Origin of the sequence: Oceanimonas baumannii (assembly GCF_002245495.1) — a bacterium.
GTDB lineage: Bacteria > Pseudomonadota > Gammaproteobacteria > Enterobacterales > Aeromonadaceae > Oceanimonas > Oceanimonas baumannii.
Genome location: NZ_NQJF01000006.1, coordinates 22,389 through 47,984 on the forward strand (window position 1 = coordinate 22,389; position 25,596 = coordinate 47,984).

21 protein-coding genes are annotated in these 25,596 nt (G+C 56.9%); 12 read left to right on the forward strand and 9 right to left on the reverse strand.

Features of this window, described 5'->3' with window-relative positions; genetic code table 11:
- Positions 1-7 precede the first annotated feature (7 nt).
- Positions 8-2,833 (reverse strand): excinuclease ABC subunit UvrA, encoded by a 2,826-nt coding sequence (gene uvrA / locus B6S09_RS07925; protein ID WP_094278171.1) that lies wholly within the window; start codon positions 2,831-2,833, stop codon positions 8-10.
- 146 nt (positions 2,834-2,979) lie between these two features.
- Between uvrA and B6S09_RS07930 the strand changes: the two genes are divergently transcribed.
- The 3 genes from B6S09_RS07930 to B6S09_RS07940 all read left to right on the forward strand — a co-directional run bounded on the left by B6S09_RS07930 (position 2,980) and on the right by B6S09_RS07940 (position 7,023).
- Entirely contained in the window at positions 2,980-4,353 is a 1,374-nt protein-coding gene (locus B6S09_RS07930; protein WP_094277975.1) for an MFS transporter, read from the forward strand.
- 14 nt (positions 4,354-4,367) lie between these two features.
- On the forward strand, positions 4,368-4,961 hold the full coding sequence (locus B6S09_RS07935; protein WP_094277976.1) for a single-stranded DNA-binding protein: 594 nt from the start codon (positions 4,368-4,370) through the stop codon (positions 4,959-4,961).
- Between the two features lie 148 nt (positions 4,962-5,109).
- Positions 5,110-7,023: an EAL domain-containing protein gene (locus tag B6S09_RS07940; RefSeq protein ID WP_094277977.1), complete on the forward strand. Its 1,914-nt coding sequence runs from the start codon at positions 5,110-5,112 to the stop codon at positions 7,021-7,023.
- Here the strand turns inward: B6S09_RS07940 and B6S09_RS07945 are convergent.
- A complete protein-coding gene (locus B6S09_RS07945) occupies positions 6,987-7,922 on the reverse strand; it encodes a 1-aminocyclopropane-1-carboxylate deaminase/D-cysteine desulfhydrase (RefSeq protein WP_243832812.1) in 936 nt (311 codons plus the stop codon). The two genes, B6S09_RS07940 and B6S09_RS07945, sit on opposite strands and share 37 nt — an antisense overlap.
- A gap of 186 nt (positions 7,923-8,108) precedes the next feature.
- Between B6S09_RS07945 and B6S09_RS07950 the strand changes: the two genes are divergently transcribed.
- The 8 genes from B6S09_RS07950 to tldD all read left to right on the forward strand — a co-directional run bounded on the left by B6S09_RS07950 (position 8,109) and on the right by tldD (position 18,709).
- Positions 8,109-9,152, forward strand: a complete 1,044-nt coding sequence (locus B6S09_RS07950; protein ID WP_094277978.1) for a rod shape-determining protein — start codon at positions 8,109-8,111, stop codon at positions 9,150-9,152.
- A gap of 35 nt (positions 9,153-9,187) precedes the next feature.
- Positions 9,188-10,054 (forward strand): rod shape-determining protein MreC, encoded by an 867-nt coding sequence (gene mreC / locus B6S09_RS07955; RefSeq protein ID WP_094277979.1) that lies wholly within the window; start codon positions 9,188-9,190, stop codon positions 10,052-10,054.
- On the forward strand, positions 10,051-10,539 hold the full coding sequence (gene mreD, locus B6S09_RS07960) for a rod shape-determining protein MreD (protein WP_094277980.1): 489 nt from the start codon (positions 10,051-10,053) through the stop codon (positions 10,537-10,539). The genes mreC and mreD overlap by 4 nt, the downstream gene beginning before the upstream one ends.
- Positions 10,540-10,548: 9 nt before the next feature.
- Positions 10,549-11,124, forward strand: coding sequence for a Maf family protein (locus tag B6S09_RS07965; protein ID WP_094277981.1), 576 nt, complete (start codon positions 10,549-10,551; stop codon positions 11,122-11,124).
- Positions 11,125-11,193: 69 nt separating this feature from the next.
- On the forward strand, positions 11,194-12,663 hold the full coding sequence (gene rng / locus B6S09_RS07970; protein ID WP_094277982.1) for a ribonuclease G: 1,470 nt from the start codon (positions 11,194-11,196) through the stop codon (positions 12,661-12,663).
- Complete coding sequence (locus B6S09_RS07975; RefSeq protein ID WP_094277983.1) at positions 12,663-16,439, forward strand: YhdP family protein; 3,777 nt, start codon at positions 12,663-12,665, stop codon at positions 16,437-16,439. Before rng ends, B6S09_RS07975 begins: the two co-directional genes overlap by 1 nt.
- Positions 16,440-17,267: a carbon-nitrogen hydrolase family protein gene (locus B6S09_RS07980; protein WP_094277984.1), complete on the forward strand. Its 828-nt coding sequence runs from the start codon at positions 16,440-16,442 to the stop codon at positions 17,265-17,267. It begins immediately after the preceding gene.
- Positions 17,264-18,709: a metalloprotease TldD gene (gene tldD / locus B6S09_RS07985; protein WP_094277985.1), complete on the forward strand. Its 1,446-nt coding sequence runs from the start codon at positions 17,264-17,266 to the stop codon at positions 18,707-18,709. Before B6S09_RS07980 ends, tldD begins: the two co-directional genes overlap by 4 nt.
- 111 nt (positions 18,710-18,820) lie before the next feature.
- Here tldD and yjgA read toward each other — a convergent pair whose 3' ends face one another.
- The gene (gene yjgA / locus B6S09_RS07990; protein ID WP_094277986.1) at positions 18,821-19,342 is read right to left on the reverse strand and encodes a ribosome biogenesis factor YjgA; all 522 of its coding nucleotides are present in this window, start codon (positions 19,340-19,342) and stop codon (positions 18,821-18,823) included.
- A 115-nt stretch (positions 19,343-19,457) separates the two neighbouring features.
- Between yjgA and pmbA the strand changes: the two genes are divergently transcribed.
- The gene (gene pmbA, locus B6S09_RS07995; protein ID WP_094278173.1) at positions 19,458-20,798 is read left to right on the forward strand and encodes a metalloprotease PmbA; all 1,341 of its coding nucleotides are present in this window, start codon (positions 19,458-19,460) and stop codon (positions 20,796-20,798) included.
- 77 nt (positions 20,799-20,875) lie between these two features.
- Here pmbA and mgtE read toward each other — a convergent pair whose 3' ends face one another.
- Genes mgtE through B6S09_RS08025 form a run of 6 tightly spaced genes read right to left on the reverse strand, consistent with a single transcriptional unit; the run spans position 20,876 to position 25,586 of the window.
- Positions 20,876-22,237: a magnesium transporter gene (gene mgtE / locus B6S09_RS08000; protein ID WP_094277987.1), complete on the reverse strand. Its 1,362-nt coding sequence runs from the start codon at positions 22,235-22,237 to the stop codon at positions 20,876-20,878.
- 12 nt (positions 22,238-22,249) lie between these two features.
- The gene (locus B6S09_RS08005; RefSeq protein WP_094277988.1) at positions 22,250-22,525 is read right to left on the reverse strand and encodes an HPr family phosphocarrier protein; all 276 of its coding nucleotides are present in this window, start codon (positions 22,523-22,525) and stop codon (positions 22,250-22,252) included.
- Complete coding sequence (gene rapZ, locus B6S09_RS08010) at positions 22,512-23,378, reverse strand: RNase adapter RapZ (RefSeq protein ID WP_094277989.1); 867 nt, start codon at positions 23,376-23,378, stop codon at positions 22,512-22,514. Before rapZ ends, B6S09_RS08005 begins: the two co-directional genes overlap by 14 nt.
- A gap of 10 nt (positions 23,379-23,388) precedes the next feature.
- Positions 23,389-23,835 carry a PTS IIA-like nitrogen regulatory protein PtsN gene (ptsN, locus tag B6S09_RS08015; protein WP_094277990.1) on the reverse strand — a complete coding sequence of 149 codons (447 nt, stop codon included), beginning with the start codon at positions 23,833-23,835 and terminating at the stop codon, positions 23,389-23,391.
- A 2-nt stretch (positions 23,836-23,837) separates the two neighbouring features.
- Positions 23,838-24,125, reverse strand: a complete 288-nt coding sequence (gene hpf / locus B6S09_RS08020; protein WP_094277991.1) for a ribosome hibernation promoting factor — start codon at positions 24,123-24,125, stop codon at positions 23,838-23,840.
- 24 nt (positions 24,126-24,149) lie between these two features.
- The gene (locus tag B6S09_RS08025) at positions 24,150-25,586 is read right to left on the reverse strand and encodes an RNA polymerase factor sigma-54 (RefSeq protein ID WP_094277992.1); all 1,437 of its coding nucleotides are present in this window, start codon (positions 25,584-25,586) and stop codon (positions 24,150-24,152) included.
- Between the last annotated feature and the right edge of the window lie 10 nt (positions 25,587-25,596).

Genomic DNA, 25,596 nt, shown 5'->3' on the forward strand with positions numbered 1-25,596 from the left:
CTGCTAGTTACCCCTTCAGCATAGGACGTAAAAAGCGGGCGGTATGCGACATTTCATGCTGTGCTACCTGCTCCGGGGTCCCGGTTACCAGGATTTGTCCGCCACCACTGCCCCCTTCAGGCCCCAGATCCACAAGCCAGTCTGCGGTTTTTATCACGTCCAGGTTGTGTTCAATAATCACCACGGTATTACCGTGGTCCCGTAACCGGTGCAGTACGGTCAGTAACAGCTGAATATCGTGAAAATGCAGCCCGGTAGTGGGCTCGTCCAGGATATACAGGGTCTGGCCGGTGTCGCGTTTTGACAGTTCCCGGGCCAGTTTGACCCGCTGAGCCTCACCTCCCGACAAGGTGGTTGCAGACTGGCCCAGGCGAATATAAGAAAGGCCCACATCCATCAGAGTTTGCAGCTTGCGGGCAATGGCCGGGACTGGGGCAAAGAAATCGCAGGCTTCTTCCACCGTCATCTCCAGCACTTCGTGAATGCTCTTGCCCTTGTATTTTATCTCCAGTGTTTCCCGGTTATAGCGCTTGCCTTTGCACACATCGCAGGGAACGTAGACATCGGGCAGAAAGTGCATTTCTACTTTGATGACACCATCGCCCTGGCAGGCCTCACAGCGACCGCCCTTGACGTTGAAGGAGAAGCGGCCCGGCTTGTAGCCTCGGGAGCGGGCTTCCTGGGTGCCGGAAAACAGCTCGCGAATGGGGGTGAAAATACCGGTGTAGGTAGCCGGGTTGGAGCGGGGCGTGCGGCCGATGGGGCTCTGATCAATGTCCACCACCTTGTCCAGCTTGTCTAAACCATGAATATCCCGGTAGGGTGCCGGCTGGCTCACGGTGGCTTTGTTCAGCTCCCGGTGAGCCAGAGGAAACAGAGTGTCGTTAATCAGGGTTGATTTACCCGAGCCGGATACGCCGGTGACACAGGTCATCAGCCCCAGGGGCAGCTCCAGATCCACCTGTCGGAGGTTATTTCCGCTGGCGCCTTCCAGTTTCAGCCAGTGCTCGCCGGCCGGTGTGCGTTGGGCCGGTACGGCAATGCACTCCCGCCCCGACAGATAGGCACCAGTCAGTGATTCCGGGTTGGCCATTACTTCTTCAGGGGTCCCCTGAGCGACAATCTGGCCGCCGTGTACACCGGCACCGGGGCCAATATCGAGCACATGATCGGCTGCACGAATAGCATCTTCATCGTGTTCTACCACAATCACGGTATTGCCCAGATCACGCAGGTGAGTCAGGGTGGCCAGCAGCCGTTCGTTGTCGCGCTGATGCAGGCCGATGCTGGGCTCGTCCAGCACATACATGACCCCCACCAGGCCGGCCCCTATCTGGCTGGCCAGACGGATACGCTGAGCCTCGCCACCGGAAAGGGTTTCGGCACTGCGGGACAGAGTAAGGTAGTTGAGTCCGACATTGACCAGAAAGCCCAGCCGTTCGGTGATTTCCTTGAGGATCTTGTCGGCAATCTGTGCTTTTTGCCCGGACAGACAAAGGTCGGTAAAAAAGGTATGGGCCTCACCAATGGCCATATCGGACACCTGGGGCAGGTTGTGATCTGCCACAAAGACGTGACGGGCGGCTTCTTTCAGGCGGGTACCGCCACAGCCGGGGCAGGCGCGGTTACTCTGGTATTTGGCCAGTTCTTCACGCACCGAGCTGGACTCGGTCTCCCGGTAACGGCGCTCCATATTATGTACTATGCCTTCAAAGGGATGCTTGCGTACCAGCACATCGCCCCGGTCGTTCATATAGCGGAACTCGATACTGACACGGCCGGAGCCGTACAGCACCGCTTTCTGAATGGGTCTGGAGAGCTGCTCAAAGGGAGTTTCCAGATCGAAATCGTAGTGCTCCGCCAATGACTTCAGCATCTGATAGTAGTAATAACTGCGCTTGTCCCAGCCTCGAATGGCGCCGCCTGACAGACTCAGTTCCGGGTTGGATACCACCTTGTCGGGATCAACAATTTGCTGGGCACCCAGACCGTCGCACTGTTCACAGGCCCCGGCCGGGTTGTTGAAGGAAAAAATACGTGGCTCCAGCTCGGCAATGGAGTGGCCGCATTCGGGACACGCGAAGTTGGCGGAGAATACCAGCGGGTCTTCGTTGGCATCATCCATGCTGACCACGGAAGCGATGCCGCCAGACAGCTCCAGCGCCGCTTCAAAGGATTCGGCCAGCCGTAACTGCAGGTCATCCCGGACCTTAAAGCGGTCCACGACCACTTCAATGGTGTGCTTTTTCTGCAGCTCCAGTGCCGGCGGATCCGACAGATCACAAACCTCGCCGTCGATGCGGGCACGGATAAAGCCCTGTGCTGACAGATTATCCAGCAGTTTACTGTGCTCGCCCTTGCGGTTGCGGATCACCGGTGCCAGCAACATCAGCCGTTTTCCTTCGGGCTGCTCCAGTACCTTGTCTACCATCTGGCTGATGGTCTGGGCTGCCAATGGCAGATGGTGGACGGGGCAGCGGGGTTCGCCCACCCGGGCAAACAGCAATCTCAGGTAATCGTGAATCTCGGTAATGGTGCCCACGGTAGAACGGGGGTTGTGAGAGGTGGACTTCTGCTCGATGGAAATGGCCGGCGACAGCCCCTCAATATGATCGACGTCGGGCTTTTCCATCAGTGAGAGGAACTGACGGGCATAGGCCGACAGCGACTCCACGTAGCGGCGCTGACCTTCGGCGTAGAGGGTATCAAAGGCCAGGGACGACTTGCCGGAACCGGACAAGCCGGTGATCACGATAAGTTTGTCCCGGGGCAGTTCCAGGCTGATATTTTTCAGATTGTGGGTGCGTGCTCCGCGAACGTCGATTTTATCCATCTGCAACATGACCAAGTTTTACACCAGACCGGCTAGTATGGCACTGTATGAATAGCCAGCCAAGGGCGCATTAAGGGGATTAATCTTGGGTTGCGCTCCGTGCTAAACTGCTGCTCTTTGCGAACAATGACAGCGGAACAGAATTCATGAGCGAACAGCAAGGCTTCAGCCCGCAGGAACGGCGGGCGTCCTTTACTCTGGCCAGCATTTTTGGCATGCGCATGCTGGGCCTGTTCATGATCATGCCGGTTTTTGCCCTGTATGGTGACAGCCTGAGCGGTTTTTCGCCCTTGTGGGTTGGTATTGCTATTGGGGCTTATGGTCTGACCCAGGCGATATTACAGATTCCCGCCGGCTGGCTGTCGGATCGCATTGGTCGTAAGCCGGTGATTTATGGCGGTCTGGCCTTGTTCGCTGCCGGCTCTGTGTTGGCTGCGGTGTCTGATTCGGTTTATGGCGTGGTCGCCGGCCGGGTGTTGCAGGGCAGCGGTGCCATTGCCGGTGCGATTCTTGCCCTGGCCGCGGACATTACCCGGGAAGAGCACCGTACCAAAGCTATGGCAATTATCGGGGTGTGCATCGGGATCTCCTTTGCCGTGGCCATGGTCGCGGGCCCGCTGCTGGCGGCTCACTTTGGCTTGTCCGGGGTATTCTGGGCTACGGCCTTGCTGGCGCTGATTGGTATTGTTATGGTGCGTTTTCTGTTGCCGGATTACGCCAGTAAAGGGCAGATACGGGATGTTACTGCAGCGCCCGAACTGTTTGGCCGGTTGCTGAAAGATAAGCAATTGTTACGCCTCGATTTCGGCATAATGCTACTGCATTTGAGCCTGACTGCCGTGTTTGTGGCTTTCCCGCTGTCGCTGGTGGATGCCGGCCTGGTGCGAGAGCAGCACTGGTGGCTGTATTTTCCGACATTGCTGATGTCTTTTGTGCTGATTGTGCCTTTTTTGATCCTCGGGGCCCGGCGCAATATGAACAAGGTGCTGTTTCAGGCCTCCATTCTGGTCATGATGGTCGCCCTGGTGCTGATGGCGGTAGCCGGCAGCCAGCTATGGCTGCTGGTCGTGGCCATGGTGTTATATTTTACGGCGTTTAATTTTATGGAAGCCTCATTACCGGCGTTTCTGTCGATGCTGGCACCCGCGGGCGGTAAAGGGACCGCCATGGGCATCTATTCGACCAGCCAGTTTATCGGGGCCTTTGTAGGCGGTGTGGCAGGTGGGGCGCTTTATCAGCAATTGGGCGGGGCGGGTGTGTTTTTGCTGGTGGCGCTGACCATGGTGTTCTGGTTCTGGCTGTCCACCGGCATGGCGAACGTCAGTCGGGTCCGGTCTCATATTCTTCCTATCGGTGTTAAGATAGAGACAGAGTCTGCCCGCAGCCAGCTGCTGCAGCGGCTGATGGCGCTGCCGGGGGTACATGAGGCGCTGATCATTCCGGATGAAGGCGCTGCCTACCTTAAGGTAGATGGCAACATTTTTGAACTGGATCAGGCGAAGCGCCTGATCAACCTGTGAGTACGGAGCAAGTTATGGCCAATAGAGGCATCAACAAAGTCATTCTGATCGGTCATCTGGGTCAGGACCCCGAAGTGCGCTATATGCCTAACGGCAATGCCGTTGCTAATATCACGCTGGCCACCAGTGAAACCTGGCGTGACAAGCAGAACGGTGAGCAACGTGAGCGTACTGAATGGCACCGGGTAGTCTTTTTCGGGAAGCTGGCTGAAATTGCCGGTGAATATTTGCGTAAGGGCTCTCAGGTATATGTGGAAGGCCGTTTGCAGACCCGCAAGTGGCAGGATCAGGGCGGCCAGGACCGCTATACCACCGAGGTGGTGGTCGACATGGGTGGTACCATGCAGATGCTGGGCGGACGTCCTCAGGGCGGCGGTCAGGGTGGCTGGAGCCAGGGCCAGCAGAGCGGTGGTCAGCAGCAGGGCAACTGGGGTCAGCAACAGGGTGGCGGCCAGTATGGACAGCAGGGTGGTCAGTCCCAGTACGGTGGCGGCAGTACCTCCCCGCAGCCGCAGAGCCAGCAGCAAAGCCAGCCGCAGCAAAAACCGCAGAGTCAGCCGGTATACAATGAGCCACCCATGGATTTCGATGACGATATTCCGTTCTGAGTATGCCGTTTCCTGGACCCCGCTTCGGCGGGGTCTTTTGTTGGCGTACACGGAAAAGTGCACGATACTGAAGTAATAAAGGCAGGGTTCACATGACTCTGTTGAAAACAAGGAAACAACCGGCCGGAGCCGGCAGCAAGGACAGCGAATGAAGTTTACCAATCAGTTTATTACTACCATCACTCTGTGTGTGCTGGCTGCTGTGTTGATGGTGCTGGTTGGTGCCGCTCTCAGCTTTTACCGCATAGGTATCGCTTATCAGCAGCGTCAGGTAGACGCCGTGGTGCGTATGGTGGACGAGGCCTGGCAACCCGGGGCGGAGGCCCGGCCGGCCATAGACCGCTGGCTGCCGGCACTGCTGGATGTTAACGATATTATCGAGTTTTCGGTACATAACAACGGGCAGGAATATTACCGTTACGATCTTGGCCGGCCGCTTGCCGAAGATGAAATCCGTGAAGAGTACCACCGTAATCTGAACAGTGACCGTAACCTGTCGGTTACCCTTATTTTGCGACCTCCCTTTTATTACATCGACCACTCCCTTGCAGCGGTGTCGGGCCTGACCGGTGCCATTATGCTGGTATTTGCCGGTCTGTTGCTCAGTCTGCGCTGGTTTCGCCGGCAACTGCGTGGTGCCGAGCTGCTTGAGCAGAGAGGCCGGCTGATCCTCGAGGGAAAGCTCAGCATGCTGCAGCACCAGCCCCGGGAAGAGTGGCCTCAGGCCGCCAGCCGGGCACTGGACAAATTAATGGCGGATCTGCGGGAGGCGCGCAAGGAGCGCAGCCGCTTTGATACCTTTATCCGCGCCAATGTATTTGTGGACCGCAAAATCGGTATTGGTAACCGGGTGTTTTTCGATAACCGTCTGGAAGCGGCACTGAACGACTCTGCTAGTCATTCCGGGGCCTTGCTGCTGGTGGAGCTGCAGGATCTGGAGCACATCAATTATAAGCTGGGCCACGATCGGGGAGATGAGCTGCTGGGCTCCGCCTCTGTTTATCTCAGCCATCTTATAAAGCGCTATCCCGGGGCATTGCAGGCCCGATATACCGGAAATACTTTTGCCTTGCTGTTTCCAAATATGGTGGAAAGTGAAGCACTGGAGGCGGCCAGACAAGTGTTGAAATTACTGCATCGCCTGCACTGGCCCGATGTAGTGAGAGAGCCGTCTTTGTATATCGGGGGCGTTTGTTTCCGTTGTGGGGAGCAGTTGCATCAGGTGCAGGAAGAAGCAGAGCTGGCCTTGCGCAGCGCCACCCTGCAGGGTGGTGATGGCTACTTCATGTATTACAAAGGCCTGACGGAAGAAAGCAGCGGTAAAGGCACGGTACGCTGGCGTACGCTGCTGGGCCGCCTTATCGATCAGGATGCTATTTTGTTGGATCGTCAGGGGATCTATGCCTCAAAAGGGGCGGAGCCTGAAAGCCAGGAGCTGCTGGCGCGGATCCATGATGAACAGGGCCGGGAACTGGCTGCCGGCCACTTCCTGCCGATGGCGGAAAAGTGCGGTTTGTTACAGGATCTGGATCGGTGCATTATGCTGCGATGCCTGACGGTACTGCAGGAAACCGACCGCCGCGCCACCCTGGCGGTCAATTTATCGGTGGCCAGCCTGCTGAACCGCAGTTTTCATCGTTGGCTGGTGTTTGAACTGATACAGCTGCCTAAAAGTCTGCTGAATGATCTGGTCATTGAACTGTCGGAAGCCGGTGTCGGCCGCCATTTTCTGGAACTGATCAAACCGCTGAGGGCACTCAAGGCGCTGGGTTGCCGGCTGGCAGTGGATCATGCCGGGCAGGATGTGGTCAGTACGCAGTACATCAAGGAATATGACCTCAATTATCTCAAGTTACACCCTAGCCTGGTCAGGGACATTGATAAAAAGTCAGTGAACCAGATGGCCGTTCGCAGCCTGCTGGGAAACTGTATGGGTAATCATACCCGGGTGATTGCGGTGGGAGTGGAAACCGAAGCGGAATGGGAGTGTCTGCAGCAACTGGGGGTTCATGCCGGTCAGGGGTATTACTTTGCCTGCCCTGAGCGCTTTGCACTGATCTGAGCTCTGGCCCCTTGCAGGCCGCCGGTATGCACAAAAACGAGCCGGCTGCCGGGCGGATAGAAGCCTGCTTCAATGTCGCGGAACAGGCCGAGCATGGCTTTGCCACTGTAGACTGGCTCGAGGGGGACACCTAGGGTGCTGCTCAGTCCGGCAATGGCTTGTCTGTCCGTAGCAGAGCATTTGGCATAACCGCCGCCGTGATGCTCAAGCCGTAGTTGCCAGCCATTATCGGTGGCGGCAGGGGCAAACAGATCACATATGGTGCCGGACAGCCACTCCTTGCCCTTGAGCACGGCGTAGCCGGTAATCCGGGTTCCGGCAGGGCGTGCTGACAGCAGCCCTGCCAGCGTGCCTCCGCTGGCCACCGGCACCAGCAGTTCATCGCAGGGTGGCAACGTTTGCCACAGTTCAGCCATGCCGGGCAGGGCCAGCGGGCAGCTGCCGCCTTCGGGGATCAGATAGAAGCCGGGGTGCCGGCGGGCAATGTCTGCCAGAAAATCGCTGTCGTGGCGGCGGCGGTACGTTTGCCGGTCGACAAATTCAAGTGTCATGCCCCAGGCCCGGGCATCGGAGAGCGTCGGATTGGTGGCATATTCAGGCTCGCCTCTCACCATGCCGATGGTAGGCAGGCCAAGGGCATGGCCGGCCGCCGCCAGTGCATGCAGATGGTTAGACCAGGCTCCTCCGAAGCTGAGCAGGCCGGTAGCCCGGTCCGACACTGCCTGGCGCAGAACATATTTAAGTTTTCGCCATTTATTGCCGGAAATAGAAGGATGCAACAGATCATCCCGTTTAATGGAAAGACTCAGATGATGCTTTTGTAATGCAGGATGGTGAACCGGAGTCAGGGGCGACAGACTCTGACCAAAGAGCTGTTGCCAGCATTGCAGTGACGACACGTGAAAATAAACAGAAAGGAATTGGAATAGTGTTAGTGTAGGGAACTTATTGATTTATTGAAACTCGTATTCGTTTGCAGCTATGTTTGCAACCGGCCAGGCCGGGTTCTGCCTTGCTAGGGGTTGGTTGCGTTGGTAAAGTTAGCCGAATTTTTCCGGTAATCAACCCAGGATCCCCTTCAGCATATGTTCAAGAAGCTCAGAGGCATGTTTTCCAACGATTTGTCTATCGATTTGGGAACGGCCAACACCCTAATCTATGTTAAAGATCAGGGCATAGTTCTGAACGAGCCCTCCGTCGTGGCCATTCGCCAGGAACGAGCAGGTTCGGCCCAGAGCGTTGCCGCCGTTGGTCATGCCGCCAAACAGATGCTGGGACGTACTCCCGGCAACATCGCCGCAATCCGGCCGATGAAGGATGGTGTGATCGCCGATTTTTACGTTACCGAGAAAATGTTGCAGCACTTTATCAAGCAGGTGCATGACAACAACTTTTTCCGCCCCAGCCCCCGTGTACTGGTGTGTGTGCCCTGTGGCTCCACCCAGGTAGAACGCCGGGCAATTAAAGAATCTGCGTTAGGTGCCGGTGCCCGCGAAGTTTACCTGATTGATGAACCCATGGCCGCGGCCATCGGAGCCGGTTTGCCGGTATCCGAAGCTACCGGCTCCATGGTGGTGGATATTGGTGGTGGTACTACCGAAGTGGCCATTATTTCCCTGAACGGCGTGGTTTATTCTCAGTCGGTCCGGGTTGGCGGTGACCGCTTTGACGAGGCCATTATCAATTATGTGCGCCGCAACTACGGCTCACTGATTGGCGAAGCGACTGCTGAGCGTATCAAGCATGAGGTTGGCTCTGCCTACCCGGGTGATGAAGTGCTGGAAATTGAAGTACGTGGCCGCAACCTGGCTGAAGGGGTGCCGCGCAGCTTTACCCTCAACTCCAATGAAATTCTGGAAGCGTTGCAGGAACCGTTGACCGGTATTGTCAGTGCAGTGATGGTGGCACTGGAGCAATCCCCTCCCGAACTGGCCTCGGATATCTCTGAGCGCGGTATGGTACTGACCGGCGGTGGTGCTTTGCTGCGCGATCTGGACAGATTGCTGATGGAAGAAACCGGTATTCCCGTAGTGGTAGCCGATGATCCCATGACCTGTGTTGCCCGCGGGGGTGGCAAGGCACTGGAGATGATCGATATGCATGGCGGCGATCTGTTCCACTACGACTGATGAATCGGGCCGGGTGACCGGCTCGCTCTTTTTTCATGAAACTTATTTTCGGTCGCGGACCCTCTTTGCCCATTCGCCTTACTTTGGCGGTGCTGGCCAGTCTTGCACTGATGGTGGCCGACAGTCGTTACCAGTCCTTTACCGATATCAAGCTTTATCTGAACTCGCTGGTCAGTCCACTGCAATATATGGCCAACAGCCCCCGACTATTGCTTGATACCGCCTCCACCCAGTTAGTATCGCGTCAGACGCTTCTGAATCAGGCCGAGCGCATGGAGCGGGAGCTGTTTCTGTTGCGTGATAATCTGTTACGGCTGCGCCATCTGGAGCAGGAAAATCAGCGCTTGCGTGAGCTGCTGGGCTCGCCGGTCCAACGGGATACCCGGCGTATGGTGGCGGAAATCATGGCGGTGGATACGGATCCGTTTTCTCATCAGGTAGTGATCGACAAAGGCACTCTGCAGGGGGTGTTTGAAGGACAGCCGGTGCTGAATGAGCAGGGTGTTGTGGGGCAGGTGATTTCGGTGGGCAAGACCACCAGCCGGGTGCTGTTGATTACCGATATCAGTCACGGGATCCCGGTGCGGATAGAGCGTAACGACATTCGCGCCATCGCCAGTGGCAGTGGCCGTCTGGATCGTCTGGTGCTGGACAATATCACTCGCAATACCGATATACGGCAAGGGGATGTGTTGTTCAGCTCTGGTCTGGCCGGGCGCTTTCCCGAGGGATATCCGGTGGGGAAAGTCACTTACGTGGGCTATGAAGAAGGTCAGCCCTTTGCTGATATTCGAGTGACCCCTTTTGCGGCTCTTGACCGGGTGCGCTATCTGTTGCTGCTCTGGCCGGAACCCAGGGTGAGTGAGCCGGAACCCGAACAGCCCGACGGAGCAGCATTATGAGTACGTATCCTGTGCGCAGCCGGCTGGCGATTATGTTTAGTCTGCTGCTGGCGTTGATGCTGTCGATTTTGCCTTTGCCGGAGCTGATCGCTCCCTTCCGGCCCGACTGGCTGCTGATTATTCTTATTTACTGGGCCATTGCGCTACCACACCGAGCCAATGTGGGAACGGCGTTTGTGGCCGGGTTGCTGCTTGATTTGCTATTGGGCTCGGTGCTGGGAGTACGTGCTCTTGCACTGGTGATCCCAATCTATCTGGCCGCTTCACAGTTCCAGCGCATGCGTAATTATTCGGTATGGCAACAGGCGTTTGTGGTCGGTGGCCTGGTCATGCTCAATAAACTGCTTATCTTCTGGACGGCTTATCTGCACAGCGATACGCAGGTGGACTACCACTACTTCTGGTCCATCGTCAGCAGCATGGTGTTCTGGCCCTGGATTTTTCTGCTGCTGCGCAAGTGTCGCCGCCGGTTTTCCCTGAGCTGAGGATTTTCCATGTCTCCTGTCCTTTATCTTGCTTCCGCCTCACCTCGCCGGCGTGAGCTGCTGGCCCAGTTGGGGGTCAGTTTCGAGCTGGTTCTTCCTGACATCGAAGAATGTCAGCAGCCGGGGGAAACGGCGGCCGACTATGTACAGCGCCTGGCGTACAGCAAGGCACAGGCCGGTGCTGTCATGGCTCCGCTGCCATTGCCGGTACTGGGCGGCGATACCATAGTGGTACAGAATGACGAGGTGTTGGAAAAACCCCGGAGCGAAGCGCATGGCAAGGCCATGCTGCGCCGGCTCTCGGGGTCTACCCACAGGGTCATGACTGCCATGGCGCTGGTGACCCCCACCGGCTGTCAGGGGGTGCTGGTCACCACTGAGGTTACCTTCCGCTGTTTAAGTGAAGATGATATCGCACGTTACTGGCAAAGCGGTGAACCGGCTGATAAAGCCGGCGGCTATGGCATTCAGGGGCTGGGTGGCCGCTTTGTGTCACGCATCAACGGCAGTTACAGTGCTGTTGTCGGCCTGCCGCTGGTAGAAACGGAAGCGCTGCTGCAACGGAGTGGTGTGGTCACTGCCTGAATCAGGCTCTGGAACAACGTCAATCTATGTTAGTTTAGGGCATTCTCTATTCAGACTGGCGGAGCCTGTATGTCTGCAGAACTGATTATCAATATGACTCCGGCCGAGACCCGGGTGGCCCTGGTGGAAAACGGTATCCTGCAGGAAGTGCACATTGAGCGCCAGGCTCGGCGTGGCATCGTCGGCAATATCTACAAGGGAAAGGTCAGCCGGGTGCTGCCCGGCATGCAGGCAGCTTTTGTCGATATCGGTGGTGAACGGGCCGCTTTCCTGCATGCGTCCGACATAGTGCCACATACCGAATGTGTGGACACCCGCGAGCAGGCGCACTTCCAGGCCGGCAATATTGCCGAGCTGGTGCGTCAGGGGCAGGATATTATGGTGCAGGTGGTGAAAGATCCGCTTGGCACCAAAGGGGCCCGCCTGACGACCGACATTACACTTCCCTCACGTTATCTGGTGTTCATGCCCGGTAGTGCTTATGTGGGCGTGTCTCAGCGTATTGATTCCGAGCAGGAACGCGAGCGCCTCAAGGCGCTGGCCGCCGAGCATGTCGATGAGCAGGGAGGGTTTATTATCCGCACCGCGGCCGAAGGTATCGGTGCGCAGGAGCTGGCTCAGGATGCTGCCTTTCTCAAGCGTCTGTGGCGTAAAATTCAGGAGCGCCGCAGCAAATATCCTTCCTGTGCCATGTTATATGAAGATCTCCGGCTGGCCTTCCGTATTGTTCGCGACTTCGTCGGTGCGGAGCTGGATCGGATCCGTGTCGATTCCCGGGAGACCTGCGACAGCCTGCGTACTTTTGTAGAAGAGTTTGTGCCGGAGCTTTGCGGGCGTATTGAGTACTATCATGGTAACTCGCCCATTTTTGATCTCTACGATGTGGAAAATGAAATTCAGCGAGCGCTGGATCGTAAGGTAGAGCTGAAGTCCGGTGGCTATCTGATCATCGATCAGACGGAAGCGATGACTACGGTAGACATCAACACCGGTGCGTTTGTCGGTCACCGCAATCTCGAAGAAACCATATTCAATACCAACATTGAAGCTACTCAGGCCATTGCCCGTCAGTTGCGGCTGCGCAATTTGGGGGGGATCATCATTATCGACTTTATAGATATGTATGATGAGGATCACAAACGGAGAGTACTGCATAGCCTGGAGCTGGCACTGTCGCGGGACAGAGCCAAGACCAATGTGAATGGCTTTTCACAGCTGGGACTGGTGGAAATGACCCGCAAGCGAACCCGTGAGAGCCTAGAACATGTGTTGTGCGATGCCTGTCCGGAATGTCATGGCAGAGCCCGGGTTAAAACAGTGGAAACCGTCAGTTACGAGATTTTGCGGGAGATCCTGCGCGTCAATAAAGCCTACGACGCCGACAAGTTTGTCGTATACGCCTCTACTGCCGTGGCCGAGGTCCTGCAGGGAGATGAGTCTCATATGTTGGCTGAGCTGGAAGTGTTCATCGGCAAGCAGGTGAGGGTGAATAATGAGCCCCTGTACAATCAGGAGCAGTTTGATGTGGTGATGATGTAGTGCTGAAACGCAGTCTGAGCTGGGCCTGGTTTGGTCTTGCCGGTGTTGCCGTGGTGGTAGCCCTGCTGGTTACCCTGCTGCGCTTTGCTCCGCCCTGGCTGGCTGGCCTGCAGCAGCAATGGCTAGGCAAGTTGCTGAGTGAGCACAATCTGGTACTGAATATCGGGGGCCTGGGGCTGGACTGGCATGATTACGGCCCTGTTCTGGTGCTGGAGAAAGTGCGTCTGCAGCGGCCGCAACAAGCGGATCTGACTCTGCAGCGTGCGCTGATTGATGTTCAGCTGTGGCAAAGTCTGCGCCAGTGGCGGCCGGTGCTGAATGAAATTACGCTCGACGGCCTGCATCTGCCGCTGGCAGCGGCCACACAGGAGCCTGAGGGACGCACCGATCTGGAAGAACTGCGGACCCTGGCCTTGCAGGGAGTCAAACGCTTTACGCTGCTCAACTCCCGGCTGGTGCTCGCCAGTCCCGGAACCCCCTTGCTGGAACTGTATATTCCCTCTCTTCGCTGGCACAACCGGCCCGGTTTGCATCAGGGGGAAGGCCGTCTTGGCTTTGGCACCGGTATCGATCAGCAGTTTGTGTTTAAGGGCCGCCTGGAAGGGGATATTGACCGGCTGAGTGGCGGTATTTACCTGCAGGCGGATGGTGTGGATGCCGGTAGTGTACTTACCCGGGTGCGACCCGATGACAAAAATGTGTCTGCCGAGCTGTCTTTTGAGACCTGGATGGAATGGCAGCAGGGAGAGCTGCAGGCAGTACTGCTGACCCTGGGAGACAGCAGTGCCGGCTGGGGCAAGGATCACCGGGTGGCGGTAAGTGGCGGTCGTATTCAGTGGCAACCGACAGCGGATGGATGGCAGCTGGCCAGCAGTGGAATCGACATTAGTGTGGACGGTGAAAGCTGGCCCAGCTGGAAGATGCAGCTGGATCGCCATGGCGACAGGCTCAGTGGCTACCTGGACCGGCTCAGTTTTACCGATCTGGCGTTGCTGGCGCAGTGGGGGGAACATTACTGGCCAGCAACCGCGCGACAGCTGACCGGCATTGCCCCCAAAGGGCATCTGGCAAAATTGTATTTCGATGCAGGCGTTGCCGGAAGTGTCACAGAGCAGGCCAGTATTGACGCCGGCGACTGGCAGCTGACCGGTGAATATGCCAATGTCAGCACTGAGGCATTTGAATGGATGCCTCAGATTAAGGGGCTTGCAGGCCGTTTTATACTGTCCGCAGATCATGGCCGGCTGATGGTGCATCAGGAAGCGGCGACCGGCTGGCAGTGGGACAAGGCCTTTCGTCATTCCTGGCCAGTACAGCGTCTGCATGCCGAACTGCAATGGCAAAAGCGCGGCGATAGCTGGTGGCTGTGGAGCAACACCCTGAGTATGGCCGGCGATGATCTTGATGTGAATGCCCACTTTAGTCTGGAATTACCGCCGGCTCAGTCCCCTCTGCTCAGTGCGTCTGCCAATGTTGAACTCTATCGTGCCGGCGCAGCAGGCGGCTATCTTCCCGAGCCGGTGATGGGCACTGAGCTGGTGGATTACCTGGAGGGATCCATTCGTGACGGCAGGGCCAGTCACGCCAAGGTGCTCTGGTATGGCCGGCTCGGTGATTTTCCCTATCGGGACGGCTCGGGTATTTTTCAGGCCAGAGTACCGCTGAACAAAGCGGAGTTTCGCTTTGATCCTCACTGGCTACCGCTGCAGGATCTGAGTCTGGAGCTGCTGTTTGAAAACGATAACCTGTATATGCGTGAAGGAAACGGCCGGCTGGGCAGGGCGCAGGCCAGAAATATCGAGGCCCGTATTGCACCGTTGGATCCTGACGCCCACCTTGAACTCAGCGCCGATGTGAAAGGCCAGGGGAGCGCGGTTACCGGCTATCTGACCCGTTCTCCGCTGGCCGACTCGGTGGGAGCCGCTTTGCAGCAGGTAAAGATATCCGGTCCCGTTAACGGCAGACTGGCACTGAATATTCCCTTGAACGGCGAGACCGTGGCAGTGGATGGCGAAGTGCGCTTTGCTGATAACCAGGTGCTGATTGCCCCCTTGTCTATGCCGCTGACCGCTGTCAACGGCATACTGGTGTTTGACGAAGACAAGACCAGCCTGAAGGGAATGGAAAGCCGCTGGCTGGGGCAGCCGCTGACGGTCGATTATCAGGGAGAGGTGATGGATGCCGGGTATCAGGCGAAGATTAATCTGGCTGGCAGCCTACGGGGTGAAACGCTCGGTAAGATGCAGCCCCGGCTGGCAGGGCTGCATGGTGAAACCGGCTGGCAAGGTGAGATAGATCTGAGCCTGCAGCAGGGGACGGTAAGCTACCGGGCCGAGCTCAGTTCCGAGCTGGCCGGTCTGGGTAGTCGTCTGCCTGCGCCACTGGGCAAGAGTGAAGAGTGGACGCGTCCGTTGCAACTGACGCTTTCCGGTGACACCTCCCGGGCTCAGGCGCAACTTGATATCGCGCCGGATCTGAATGCCGAAGCGGTTCTGACCTTTACCGGTGATGGCGCTGACATTAACCGCCTCTGGGTGAATGCCGGTGGCGCTACCGCCCAAAACCCCAGGGCACCGGTGGATATTGCGGCTCACCTGGCAGACGTTAAGCTGAACGACTGGCTGGTGCTGACAGATGAGCAGAACAGGGCTGAACAGTCTGGTCTGTCGCTGAACTGGCCTGAGCGTTACCGGGTGGCGGTTCGGGCCGACAGCGGCACGCTCTGGGAGCAACCGCTCAGTGATCTGCGGCTGACACTGGTGCCCGGAGAAGCGCAGCGACAGCGGCTGACAGTCAGTGCGCAGCAAATCAAAGGGGAGCTGGCCTGGGGAAATAACGAGCCGGTCACTGCCCGTTTTGAGCGTTTGTGGCTGAATCCGGAAAAAAGTGATGCCGGCCCGGAGGCATTGAAGCTGACACCGGCACAAATACCGGCACTGGTGTTCCGTTGTGATGACTGTCGCTGGCGGGATCTGGCGCTGGGCAAGGCTGGTTTTCAGCTGACTTCCTTCAAGGAAGGGAAAGGCATACAGCTGGATGACCTGTGGCTTGACGGTCCCCAGTTACAGGGGCGGGCTCAGGGCCACTGGCTGCAGCAAAACAAGACCGATATCACCCGTATTCAGTGGCAGGGTGGTGCCCGGTCGCTGCAGGATATCTGGCAGGCGTTGGGAGAACCATCACCATTCAGGGACACTCAGGCTCTGCTGGAAGCGCGGCTGAACTGGCTCGGCGTGCCCTGGCAGCCTGTGCTCTCCACCCTGAACGGCACTGTCAGTGTGGAGGCCGGTGCCGGCGTGCTGTCCGGGGTCAGTGACAAGGGAGCCGGTCTGTTATCACTGCTGAGCATGGATTCAATGATGCGCCGCCTGAGGCTGGATTTTCGCGATGTATTTGAAGGTGGCTTTTACTTTGACAGCATTCATGCCACCGGTGAGTTTCGTAATGGTGTGCTGCAGAACGACGACTTTTTGCTGAAAGGGGCCGCGGGTGATCTGACCGGACACGGGCAGATCGATCTGGCTGCGGAACGGCTGGATTACCGGTTTGAGTTTACGCCCGATCTGACCGGTAATCTTCCGGTGCTGGCCGCCTTTGCCGTTACACCGGTGACCGGCCTTTATGTGCTGGCTGCCTCCAAGTTATTTGGCCCGGTGGTGGATGTTTTTACCCGCATTCGTTATCGCGTCAGCGGTCCGCTGACCAGCCCCGAGGTGAGTGAGCTGGGGCGGGAACGAGATAAAATTAAATTGTCCGATATCGACAAGGAGCAATAAATGGAACTGGTCGCTCTGCAACTCAATGCCGGTGCCAGCTGGCCGGCTAATCAGGATCGCATTACCGCATTGCTGGAACGGTTGCCCCCCCGCCGGCCATTACTGGTGCAGTTGCCGGAAAATGCTGTCGTTTTTGGCAACCGGGAGGCGGTGCAAGAGGTGGCCGAGCCGCTGGGAGATGGGCCGGTACAGGACTGTCTGGCACAATGGGCGAAACAACTCGGCATCTGGCTGGTGGTCGGCTCCATGCCGACCCGGATTGAACACAGTGACAAACTGCATGCCAGCTGTCTGGTATTCAATGAGCAGGGTGAACGGGTTGCCTGTTATCACAAACTGCATTTGTTTGATGTGGATGTGGCAGACGGTCACGGTCGTTATCGTGAATCCGCGACGTTTATGCCTGGCAATGAGCTGTGTGTCGTGGACAGTCCCTTTGGTCGTCTTGGGTTGTCGATCTGTTATGATCTGCGCTTTCCGGAGTTATATCGTGCGCTGCGTGATCAAGGGGCCGACATACTGATGGTACCGGCGGCTTTTACCCGGGTCACCGGCAAAGCACACTGGTTGCCCTTACTGCAGGCCAGAGCCATAGAAAACCAGTGTTACGTGCTGGCCGCGGCACAGGTCGGGGAACACGCTGGCGGTCGTCAGACCTGGGGACATTCTCTGATCCTGGATCCCTGGGGGGAAATATGCGCGTGTCTGCCCGATGGCGAAGGCCTGATATCGGCTTCGCTTGATCAGCATCGCCTCGACAGTGTGCGCCGGCAAATGCCAGTAGCCCAACATGCCCGCCTGCGAGCGGTGTGGAGAGATAAAGAATGAGTATTGAACAGATAAATCAAAACCTGCTGGTACCCAATGAACTGGACATGGCTTTGCTTGACGCCCAGCTGGCACGGCTTAGCCGTCACCAGATAGATTTTGCCGATCTGTATTTCCAGAACAGTGTACATGAATCCTGGGTGCTGGAAGACGGTATCGTTAAGGATGGTAGTTATAACATTGAGCAGGGCGTGGGTGTGCGGGCGGTGAGCGGTGAAAAAACCGGTTTCGCCTATTCCGATGAGCTGAACGCAACCGCCCTGGATCAGGCGGTCAGCGCTGCCCGGGGCATTGCCGCGCACGGTGGTGACGGACGTTTTAAAGTAGGGCAGCAGCAGCCGGTCACGGCGCGTTATACCGCTGTCAACCCGCTGAACAGCCTGCCCCGGGAACAAAAAATTTCATTGCTGCAGCAAATGGATGCCTTTGCCCGCAGCCTGGATCCGGCGGTGACGCAGGTGATAGCTTCAGTCTCCGGTGTTTATGAAGAAGTGCTGGTGGTGGCCACCGATGGCACTCTGGCTACGGATCTGCGGCCCCTGGTGCGGCTCAATTGTTCGGTACTGGCGGAGCGCAATGGCCGGCGAGAGCGGGGCAGCAGTGGCGGTGGCGGCCGTTTTGGTTACGACTATTTTCTGGAAGACATTGACGGCCAGCCCAGGGCCATGAGCTATGTTAAGGAAGCCGTGCGCCAGGCCATGGTGAACCTGGAAGCCGTCGATGCGCCGGCTGGCACCATGCCGGTGGTGCTGGGAGCTGGCTGGCCCGGTGTGTTGCTGCATGAGGCTGTGGGGCATGGTCTGGAAGGTGATTTTAACCGCAAAGGCTCTTCGGCCTATGCCGGCCGCATTGGTGACAAGGTGGCGTCTGAGCTGTGCACCATCGTGGATGACGGTACCCTGGCCAACCGTCGGGGCTCGCTGACCATCGACGATGAAGGTACCGCCAGTGGTTATAATGTGCTGATCGAAAACGGCGTGCTCAAGGGCTATATGCAGGACAAGCTCAATGCCCGGCTGATGGGAATGGCGCCTACCGGTAACGGCCGGCGTGAGTCTTATGCCCACCTGCCCATGCCCCGTATGACCAACACCTATATGCTGGCCGGTCAGACGCCGCCGGAAGAGATTATCCGCAGTGTGAAAAAAGGAATTTACGCACCTAATTTCGGTGGTGGTCAGGTGGATATCACTTCGGGCCGGTTTGTTTTCTCGGCATCGGAAGCTTACCTCATTGAAAACGGCAAACTGACCGCGCCGATTAAGGGAGCCACCCTGATTGGTAATGGCCCCGAGGCCATGAGTCAGGTGTCCATGGTCGGTAATGATTTAAGTCTGGATGCCGGTGTGGGTGTGTGCGGAAAGGAAGGTCAGAGTGTGCCGGTGGGCGTGGGTCAGCCCACGCTGAAGCTGGACCGGATGACGGTCGGTGGTACTCAGTAAACCACACCTTAAAAGTAAAAAAACGCCGGCAAAATGCCGGCGTTTTTATTTTATCAGCTCTAAGTGAAGCCGCGCCCTCTGGCCGATAGGCCTTGGCGCGGCTGATGAAGTTCACGGCTCCAGGTTTTGTTTCAGGTATTGGAACAGCTCCCGGTAGGCTTTGGGCGGCAGGCCAGCGGCCAGTTCCTTACGACCGGTGCGGGCCAGCTGGCGCAGTTTCTGACGGTCGAGCTGGCGGTACTGGGCGACCAGATCGTTAACGGCTTTATCGCCTTCCTTAATCAGACGATCCCGCCATTGTTCCAGTTTGTGAAAATGGGCGTTGGCTGCGGCGCTTTTCTGATCAAAGGCATTCAGGGCATCGCGAATAGCGGTGATGTCACGGCTGCGCATCAGCTTGCCGATAAACTGCAGATGACGGCGCTGTGCTTCACGTTTGTTGGCCAGCTTATGGGCCAGAGCAATGGCCTCTTTCAGCTCATCATCCAACGGGACCTTGGCCAGCTCGTTGGGATTGAGCCTGACCAGATCCGTGCCAAGCTGCTGCAGCGCCTGACTCTCCCGTTTCATTTCGCTTTTACTGACCCACTCTATTTCGTCGTCGTGGTCGGGGTGCTCGTCGTGATGGCGCATGGCATTTCTCTCGGGAATCGTTAAAAAATTGACTGATTGTGATTATTCTATCAGCTTCTCCCAAGGGGCGCAGGGGTCTGTTATGCTAGCAGCAAACAGAACCAGCGAATTGATTATGACTCCCGAAGAGATCCAAAACGAACAACGTCAGCTTGAGCTGGCGGTAGAGCAGGCGCTGGAAAGTGCCAAGCGGCTCGGTGCCGATGCGGCTGAAGTCTCCATCAGCAAGCAAACCGGCTTGTCAGTCAATACCCGCAATGCCGAGCTGGAAAATATCGAGTTCAATAAAGACGGTGCCCTTGGCATTGCCGTATACCGGGACGGCCGTAAGGGCTCGGCCTCTACCTCGGATCTGCGTCCCGACGCCATAGCCCGTACCGTGGCGGCGGCGCTGGATATTTCCCGTTATACCACGGCCGATCCCCATGCGGGCCTGGCCGATGCCGATCAGCTGGCATGGGTATCCCCCAATCTGGAGCTGTGCTTCCCCCGGGCAATGGAGCCGGCCGAGGGCATTGAGCTGGCGCTGCAATGCGAGCGCTCGGCGCTGGGCAGGGACGAGCGTATCAAGCAGTCGGACGGAGCCAGTTTCTCTGCCAATGTCGGCATTCGGGTTTACGGTAACAGTCACGGTTTTATCAAGGGTTATGCAGGTTCCCGCTATGGTATCAGCTGTGTGCTTATCGGTGAGCAGAACGGTGATATGCAGCGGGAGTACGGCTTCACCTCGGCGCGCAGTTTCGATGATCTGTGGGCACCTGAAAAGGTGGCCGACGAAGCGGTGAGCCGGACCCTTGGTCGCCTGGGCGCACGCAAAATCGGCACTACTCAGGCACCGGTACTGTTTCATCCGGATGTGGCGGCAGGTCTGTTTGGTCATCTGGTAATGGGTATCAGCGGCGGTAATCTGTATCGCAAGTCATCGTTTCTGCTGGACAGCTGTGGCAAACAGATTTTTCCCGACTGGCTTACCATTCACGAACAGCCCCACCTTGACAAGGGATTGGCCAGCTCGCCCTTTGATAACGAAGGAGTGCGCACCGTTGAACGTAATGTCATCGAAAATGGTGTGCTGCAGACCTATTTGCTCACCAGTTATTCCGCCCGCAAGTTGGGCCTGCCGGTGACCGGACACGCCGGTGGCATTCATAACTGGACCGTTTCCAGCAGTGGCCAGAGCCGTGATGAGCTGCTGAAGGAAATGGGCACAGGCCTGCTGGTGACTGAAATGATGGGACAGGGAGTGAACATTGTTACCGGTGATTACTCACGGGGTGCTGCCGGCTTCTGGGTGGAAAACGGTGAAATCGTCTATCCGGTGGAAGAAATCACCATTGCCGGCAACCTGAAAACCATGTTTTCTGGTATTCAGGCCATCGGTACCGATGTGGAGACCCGCTCCAGTCTGCACACCGGCTCGATCCTTATCGACAATATGAAGATAGCAGGACAATAAACACAGCTGTAAGCTGTAACAAGGGCCGCAAGTGCGGCCCTTTTATTTCTGGGGTGTGGTAGCTGCTGGTATCAGTTTCAGTGCAGTAATATCAGCGTTGCCAGCCCGAGGAAGGACAGCAGACCAACGGTGTCGGTAATGGTGGTTAATGCCATGGAGCCGGCCAGTGCCGGATCGATATTAAAGCGTTTCATGATCAGAGGGATGCTGGCACCGGCCAGGCCGGCTACCGACAGGTTGATGAACATGGCAGCAGCGATGACCAGACCGATTTCCCAGCTGTCTTTCCACAGTCCGACCACCACCGAAATGGCCAGGGCCCACAACATGCCGTTCAGCAGGCCCACCAGAGCTTCCTTGGTGAGCAGCCAGCGGGCGTTGCTGTCGCCGATATGGCCGACCGCCATCCCCCTGATCACCAGCGCCAGTGTCTGGTTACCGGCAATACCACCCATCGACGGTACTATGGTCATCAGGATGGCGAGGGTGGCCAGCTGGGAGAGGGTTGCTTCAAACATGTTGGACACGCTGGCGGCAACCAGTGCCGAGCCCAGGTTGATGGTCAGCCAGAAGGAACGACGGCGGGCACTGGTGAGCACGGGGGCAAAGGTGTCCTCATCATCATCCATTTTGGCCATCCCCATCATGGAGTGTTCGCCTTCTTCACGAATAATATCGACCACATCATCGATGGTGATCCGGCCCAGCAGCTGGTTGCTGTCGTCCACCACCGGAGCCGAGAGCCAGTCGTGTCGTTCAAACAGGTTGGCAACATCGGTGTCGGTCATGGTCAGCGGAATGGCCTCCACCGACGTATCCATGGCTTCTGCCACTGTGGTCGTCGGGGACTGTACTACCAGGCTGGCCAGGGAAATATCTCCCAGCAGCCGGTTATTCTGATCCACCACGTAAAGGGTGTCGGTGCCTTCCGGCAACTCGCTATGCAGCCGCAGATAGCGCAGTACCACGTCGATGGTCACATCCGGGCGCAGGGTGATGAACTCGGTGTTCATCAACGAACCGGCGGTGTCTTCGGGATAGGACAGGGCCAGTTCGGCGCGGTGCCGGTCTTGCTCATCCATTTCGGTGAGCACCTGGTTGAACAGCTGTTCGGGCAGATCCCGCAGCACGTAGGCCAGATCGTCCGACTCCATGTCCTCCAGTGCCACTGCCAGTTTTTCCGGGTCCATCAGGCGGATGATGCCATCGCGGACTTCTTCCGACAGCTCTTCCAGGATTTCGCCGTAATCGTCGGGATCAATCAGTTGCCAGAATACTTTACGGCTGGGGGCGGGAGAGGATTCCAGCAGCCAGGCAACATCGCCCGGCCGCATTTGCTGCAGCATGCGGCGTACATGCACAAACATGCCGCTGTTCAGCGCCTGGGTAATGGCCTCCAGATGATCAGGGGTACTGCTTTGTTCTGTGTGATCTGTCATGCTGCTGCCGGGTTATTCTGACTCATTAAAGCGGTCTGCCACCAGCTGTTCAACCGCGTTCAGGGCGGCTTCGGCGTCGGGGCCTTCGGCCATGACCCGAATGGCATGACCCTGGGCGGTTTCCAGCATTAGCAGGCCCATTACGCTGTTGGCCGGTGCCTGCTTGTGCTGATTACAGACGGTGACCTCGGCATCGAACTGTTGTGTCAGCTGCACCAGCTGAATGGCAGCCCGGGCGTGTAGCCCGAGCTTATTTACAATTTTAAGATCCCGTTCAATTTTCGGCATGACGTTTTTCCAGAGTGCGATGGCGTAACTGTACGCTCTTGCCCAGCTGGTCAAATACCCGTGCCAGTTGCTCTGCAATAAACACGGATCTGTGCTGGCCACCGGTACAGCCCACTGCAACGGTGACATAGCTGCGGTTATTACGCTCCAGGTGAGGCATCCAGGTGATCAGCAGGTTTTCCAGCTGCCACAGGTATTTCATGACTTCCGGCTGGCTGCCGAGGTAGTCGACGACGGGTTGATCCTGGCCGGTATAGGGCCTGAGTTCGGCAATCCAGTGGGGGTTGGGCAAAAAGCGGGCATCAAATACAAAGTCGGCATCCTTGGAAACACCATATTTGTAGCCGAAGGATTCAAACACCCAGTTAAGCTCTTTTTCCTTTTTACCGAGAATGCGCTCGCGGATGAGCTCACTCAGATCATGGATGCTGAGCGTGGAGGTGTCGATGCGCAAATCTGCGTCTGATGATAGTGGAGCCAGCAGATGGGTTTCTTCACGAATGGCTTCATCCAGGGTCAGGCTGTGCCGGGACAGAGGGTGAAGCCGGCGGGTATCACTGAAGCGGCGGATCAGCACTTCATTGTCAGCATCAATAAAGAAGCTGGCCAGCTGCACATCATTCATCGATCTTACTTCAGCAAGAAAGGCTTCAAGCTGAGCGGGGCTGTCGGGCAGGTTGCGCACATCTATGCTTACCGCCACCGCCCCGGGTTTGTGCCGGCGAAGTTTTACCAGTTCCGGTAGTAACTCGACCGGCAAATTATCAACGCAGTAGTGACCCAGGTCTTCGAGTACCCGAAGGGCTACAGTTTTACCTGAGCCGGAACGGCCACTGACAATCACCAGCTGCATATTGACTCCCTCAGGCAGAAATCATGATTTGATAGAGCTCTTCATCACTGCCAGCCTGGCGCAATTGCCGGCAGACCTGTTTGTTGCTTAGCTTCTCGGCGATCAGTGACAGGGTTTTAAGGTGTTGTTTACATTCTTGCTCCGGCACCAGCAGGGCGAATACCAGGCCAACCGGCTGGTTATCGATGGCATCGAACTCCACCGGTTCGGCAAAGGTCAGCAAAACGGCCGTTGCCTTATTGTCGTTGCCGATACGTCCGTGAGGAATGGCAATGCCGTTGCCAATACCGGTGGTGCCCATTTTTTCCCGGGCCAGCAAACAGTCAAAAAGCGGCTGGCTGCCGATGTTGAGATGTCCGGCAGCCAGCTCGCTGATAATTTCCAGTGCACGCTTCTTGCTCGTGCAGGGGACTGCACTGCGCGTGCAGTCCCTGCTTAGTATGTCGGCGACTTCCATGGTTATTTTTGCTTGAGCTTCTCTTTATGTTTGATGATCTGGCGATCCAGTTTGTCGATAAGGCCATCAATGGCCGCATACATATTTTCATGCTGAGAATTGGCAAACAGTTCTCCGCCGCTGACATGCAGCTTGGCTTCAGCAATCTGCTGCATTTTTTCCACATTGAGGATGACGTGCGCATTGGTGATGTGATCGAAATGGCGTTCCAGCCGGGTGAACTTGCTGTTTACATAATCACGCAGTGCATCGGTGATTTCCACATGGTGTCCGGTCAGATTAATTTGCATAACGTCTTCCTTTTGTCGTTGCCTTTAAACCAGGCGTTTGCGCTGATTGGAGGGAGGGATGGCCAGTGACTCCCTGTACTTGGCGATAGTTCGCCTGGCCACCTTAATCCCCTGTTCGGCCAGCAGCTGAGCGATTTTACTGTCGCTCAGCGGTTTGGCCGGGCTTTCTGCTCCGACCAGCTTTTTGATCAGAGCACGAATTGCCGTGGACGAACATTCTCCACCATCATCGGTCCCCACATGGCTGGAGAAGAAATACTTAAGCTCAAACACCCCTCTCGGAGAGTGCATGAACTTCTGCGTGGTCACCCGTGAGATGGTTGATTCATGCATTTCCACCGCTTCTGCCACATGGTTCAGCACCATCGGCTTCATGGCCTCTTCTCCATACTCAAAGAATGCCTGTTGTTGCTCAACAATACAATTGGCAACCTTGAGCAGGGTCTCATTTCGGCTGTCCAGACTTTTGATAAACCACTTCGCATCCTGCAGGTGATTGCGAATAAACTGCCCGTCTTCATTGCTGCGGGGTTTACTGGCCAGGGCGGCGTAGGTCTGGTTAAGGCGTATTTTGGGCATGGCTTCCGGGTTGAGTTCAACTACCCAGACACCGCTGCGTTTGGTGACGACCACGTCCGGAATCACGTATTCGGAGCTGCCCTGAAGAATATGGCTGCCCGGACGGGGCTCCAGTTGCTGAATCAGGGAGAGGACTTCCCGGAGCTCTTCTTCCCTGAGCCGGGTCTTGCGTTGCAGTGTGCGGTAATCACGATTACCAAGCAGATCCATATGCTGTTCCAGCAGCATACGTGCCTCGGTTAGCCAGGGGGTGTCGGACGGAAACTGCTCCAGCTGAATGCACAGGCATTCCTGTACACTCCGGGCGGCTACGCCAATGGGATCAAAATGCTGCACACGTTTCAGCACGGCTTCCACTTCGTCGGCTTCTATGCCCAGCTCTTCAGCAGAGACCGCAGCCAGCAAATCATCGATATCAGCAGTCAGGTAACCGGCATCGTCAACGGCATCGATAATGGCCATGGCAATGGCCTGATCGGTTTCACTGAAGGGAGTCAGGTTCATCTGCCAGATCAGGTAATCCTGCAGTGTCTCGGTGGTTTCACCCTGGTAGACGGTATCTTCCAGACCTTCCGGCAGGCCAGCACCACCACTGACCGGGGAAGCGGTGTAAACTTCCTCCCAGCTGGTGTCCATGGGCAGCTCTTCCGACAGCTGGTTGCGTTCCATGGCGGTGTCGGATGCTATTTGATCTTCGTTACGGTTGTCATCGACCCGAATGCTCTCTGGCTCTTCCTGCTCAAGCAACGGGTTGCTGTCGAGCGCCTGCTGAATTTCCTGCTGCAGCTCCATGCTGGACAGCTGCAGCAGACGAATAGCCTGCTGCAGCTGAGGGGTCATGGTCAGCTGCTGGCCGAGGCGTAACTGAAGAGAGGGCTTCATTCGTTGCAAC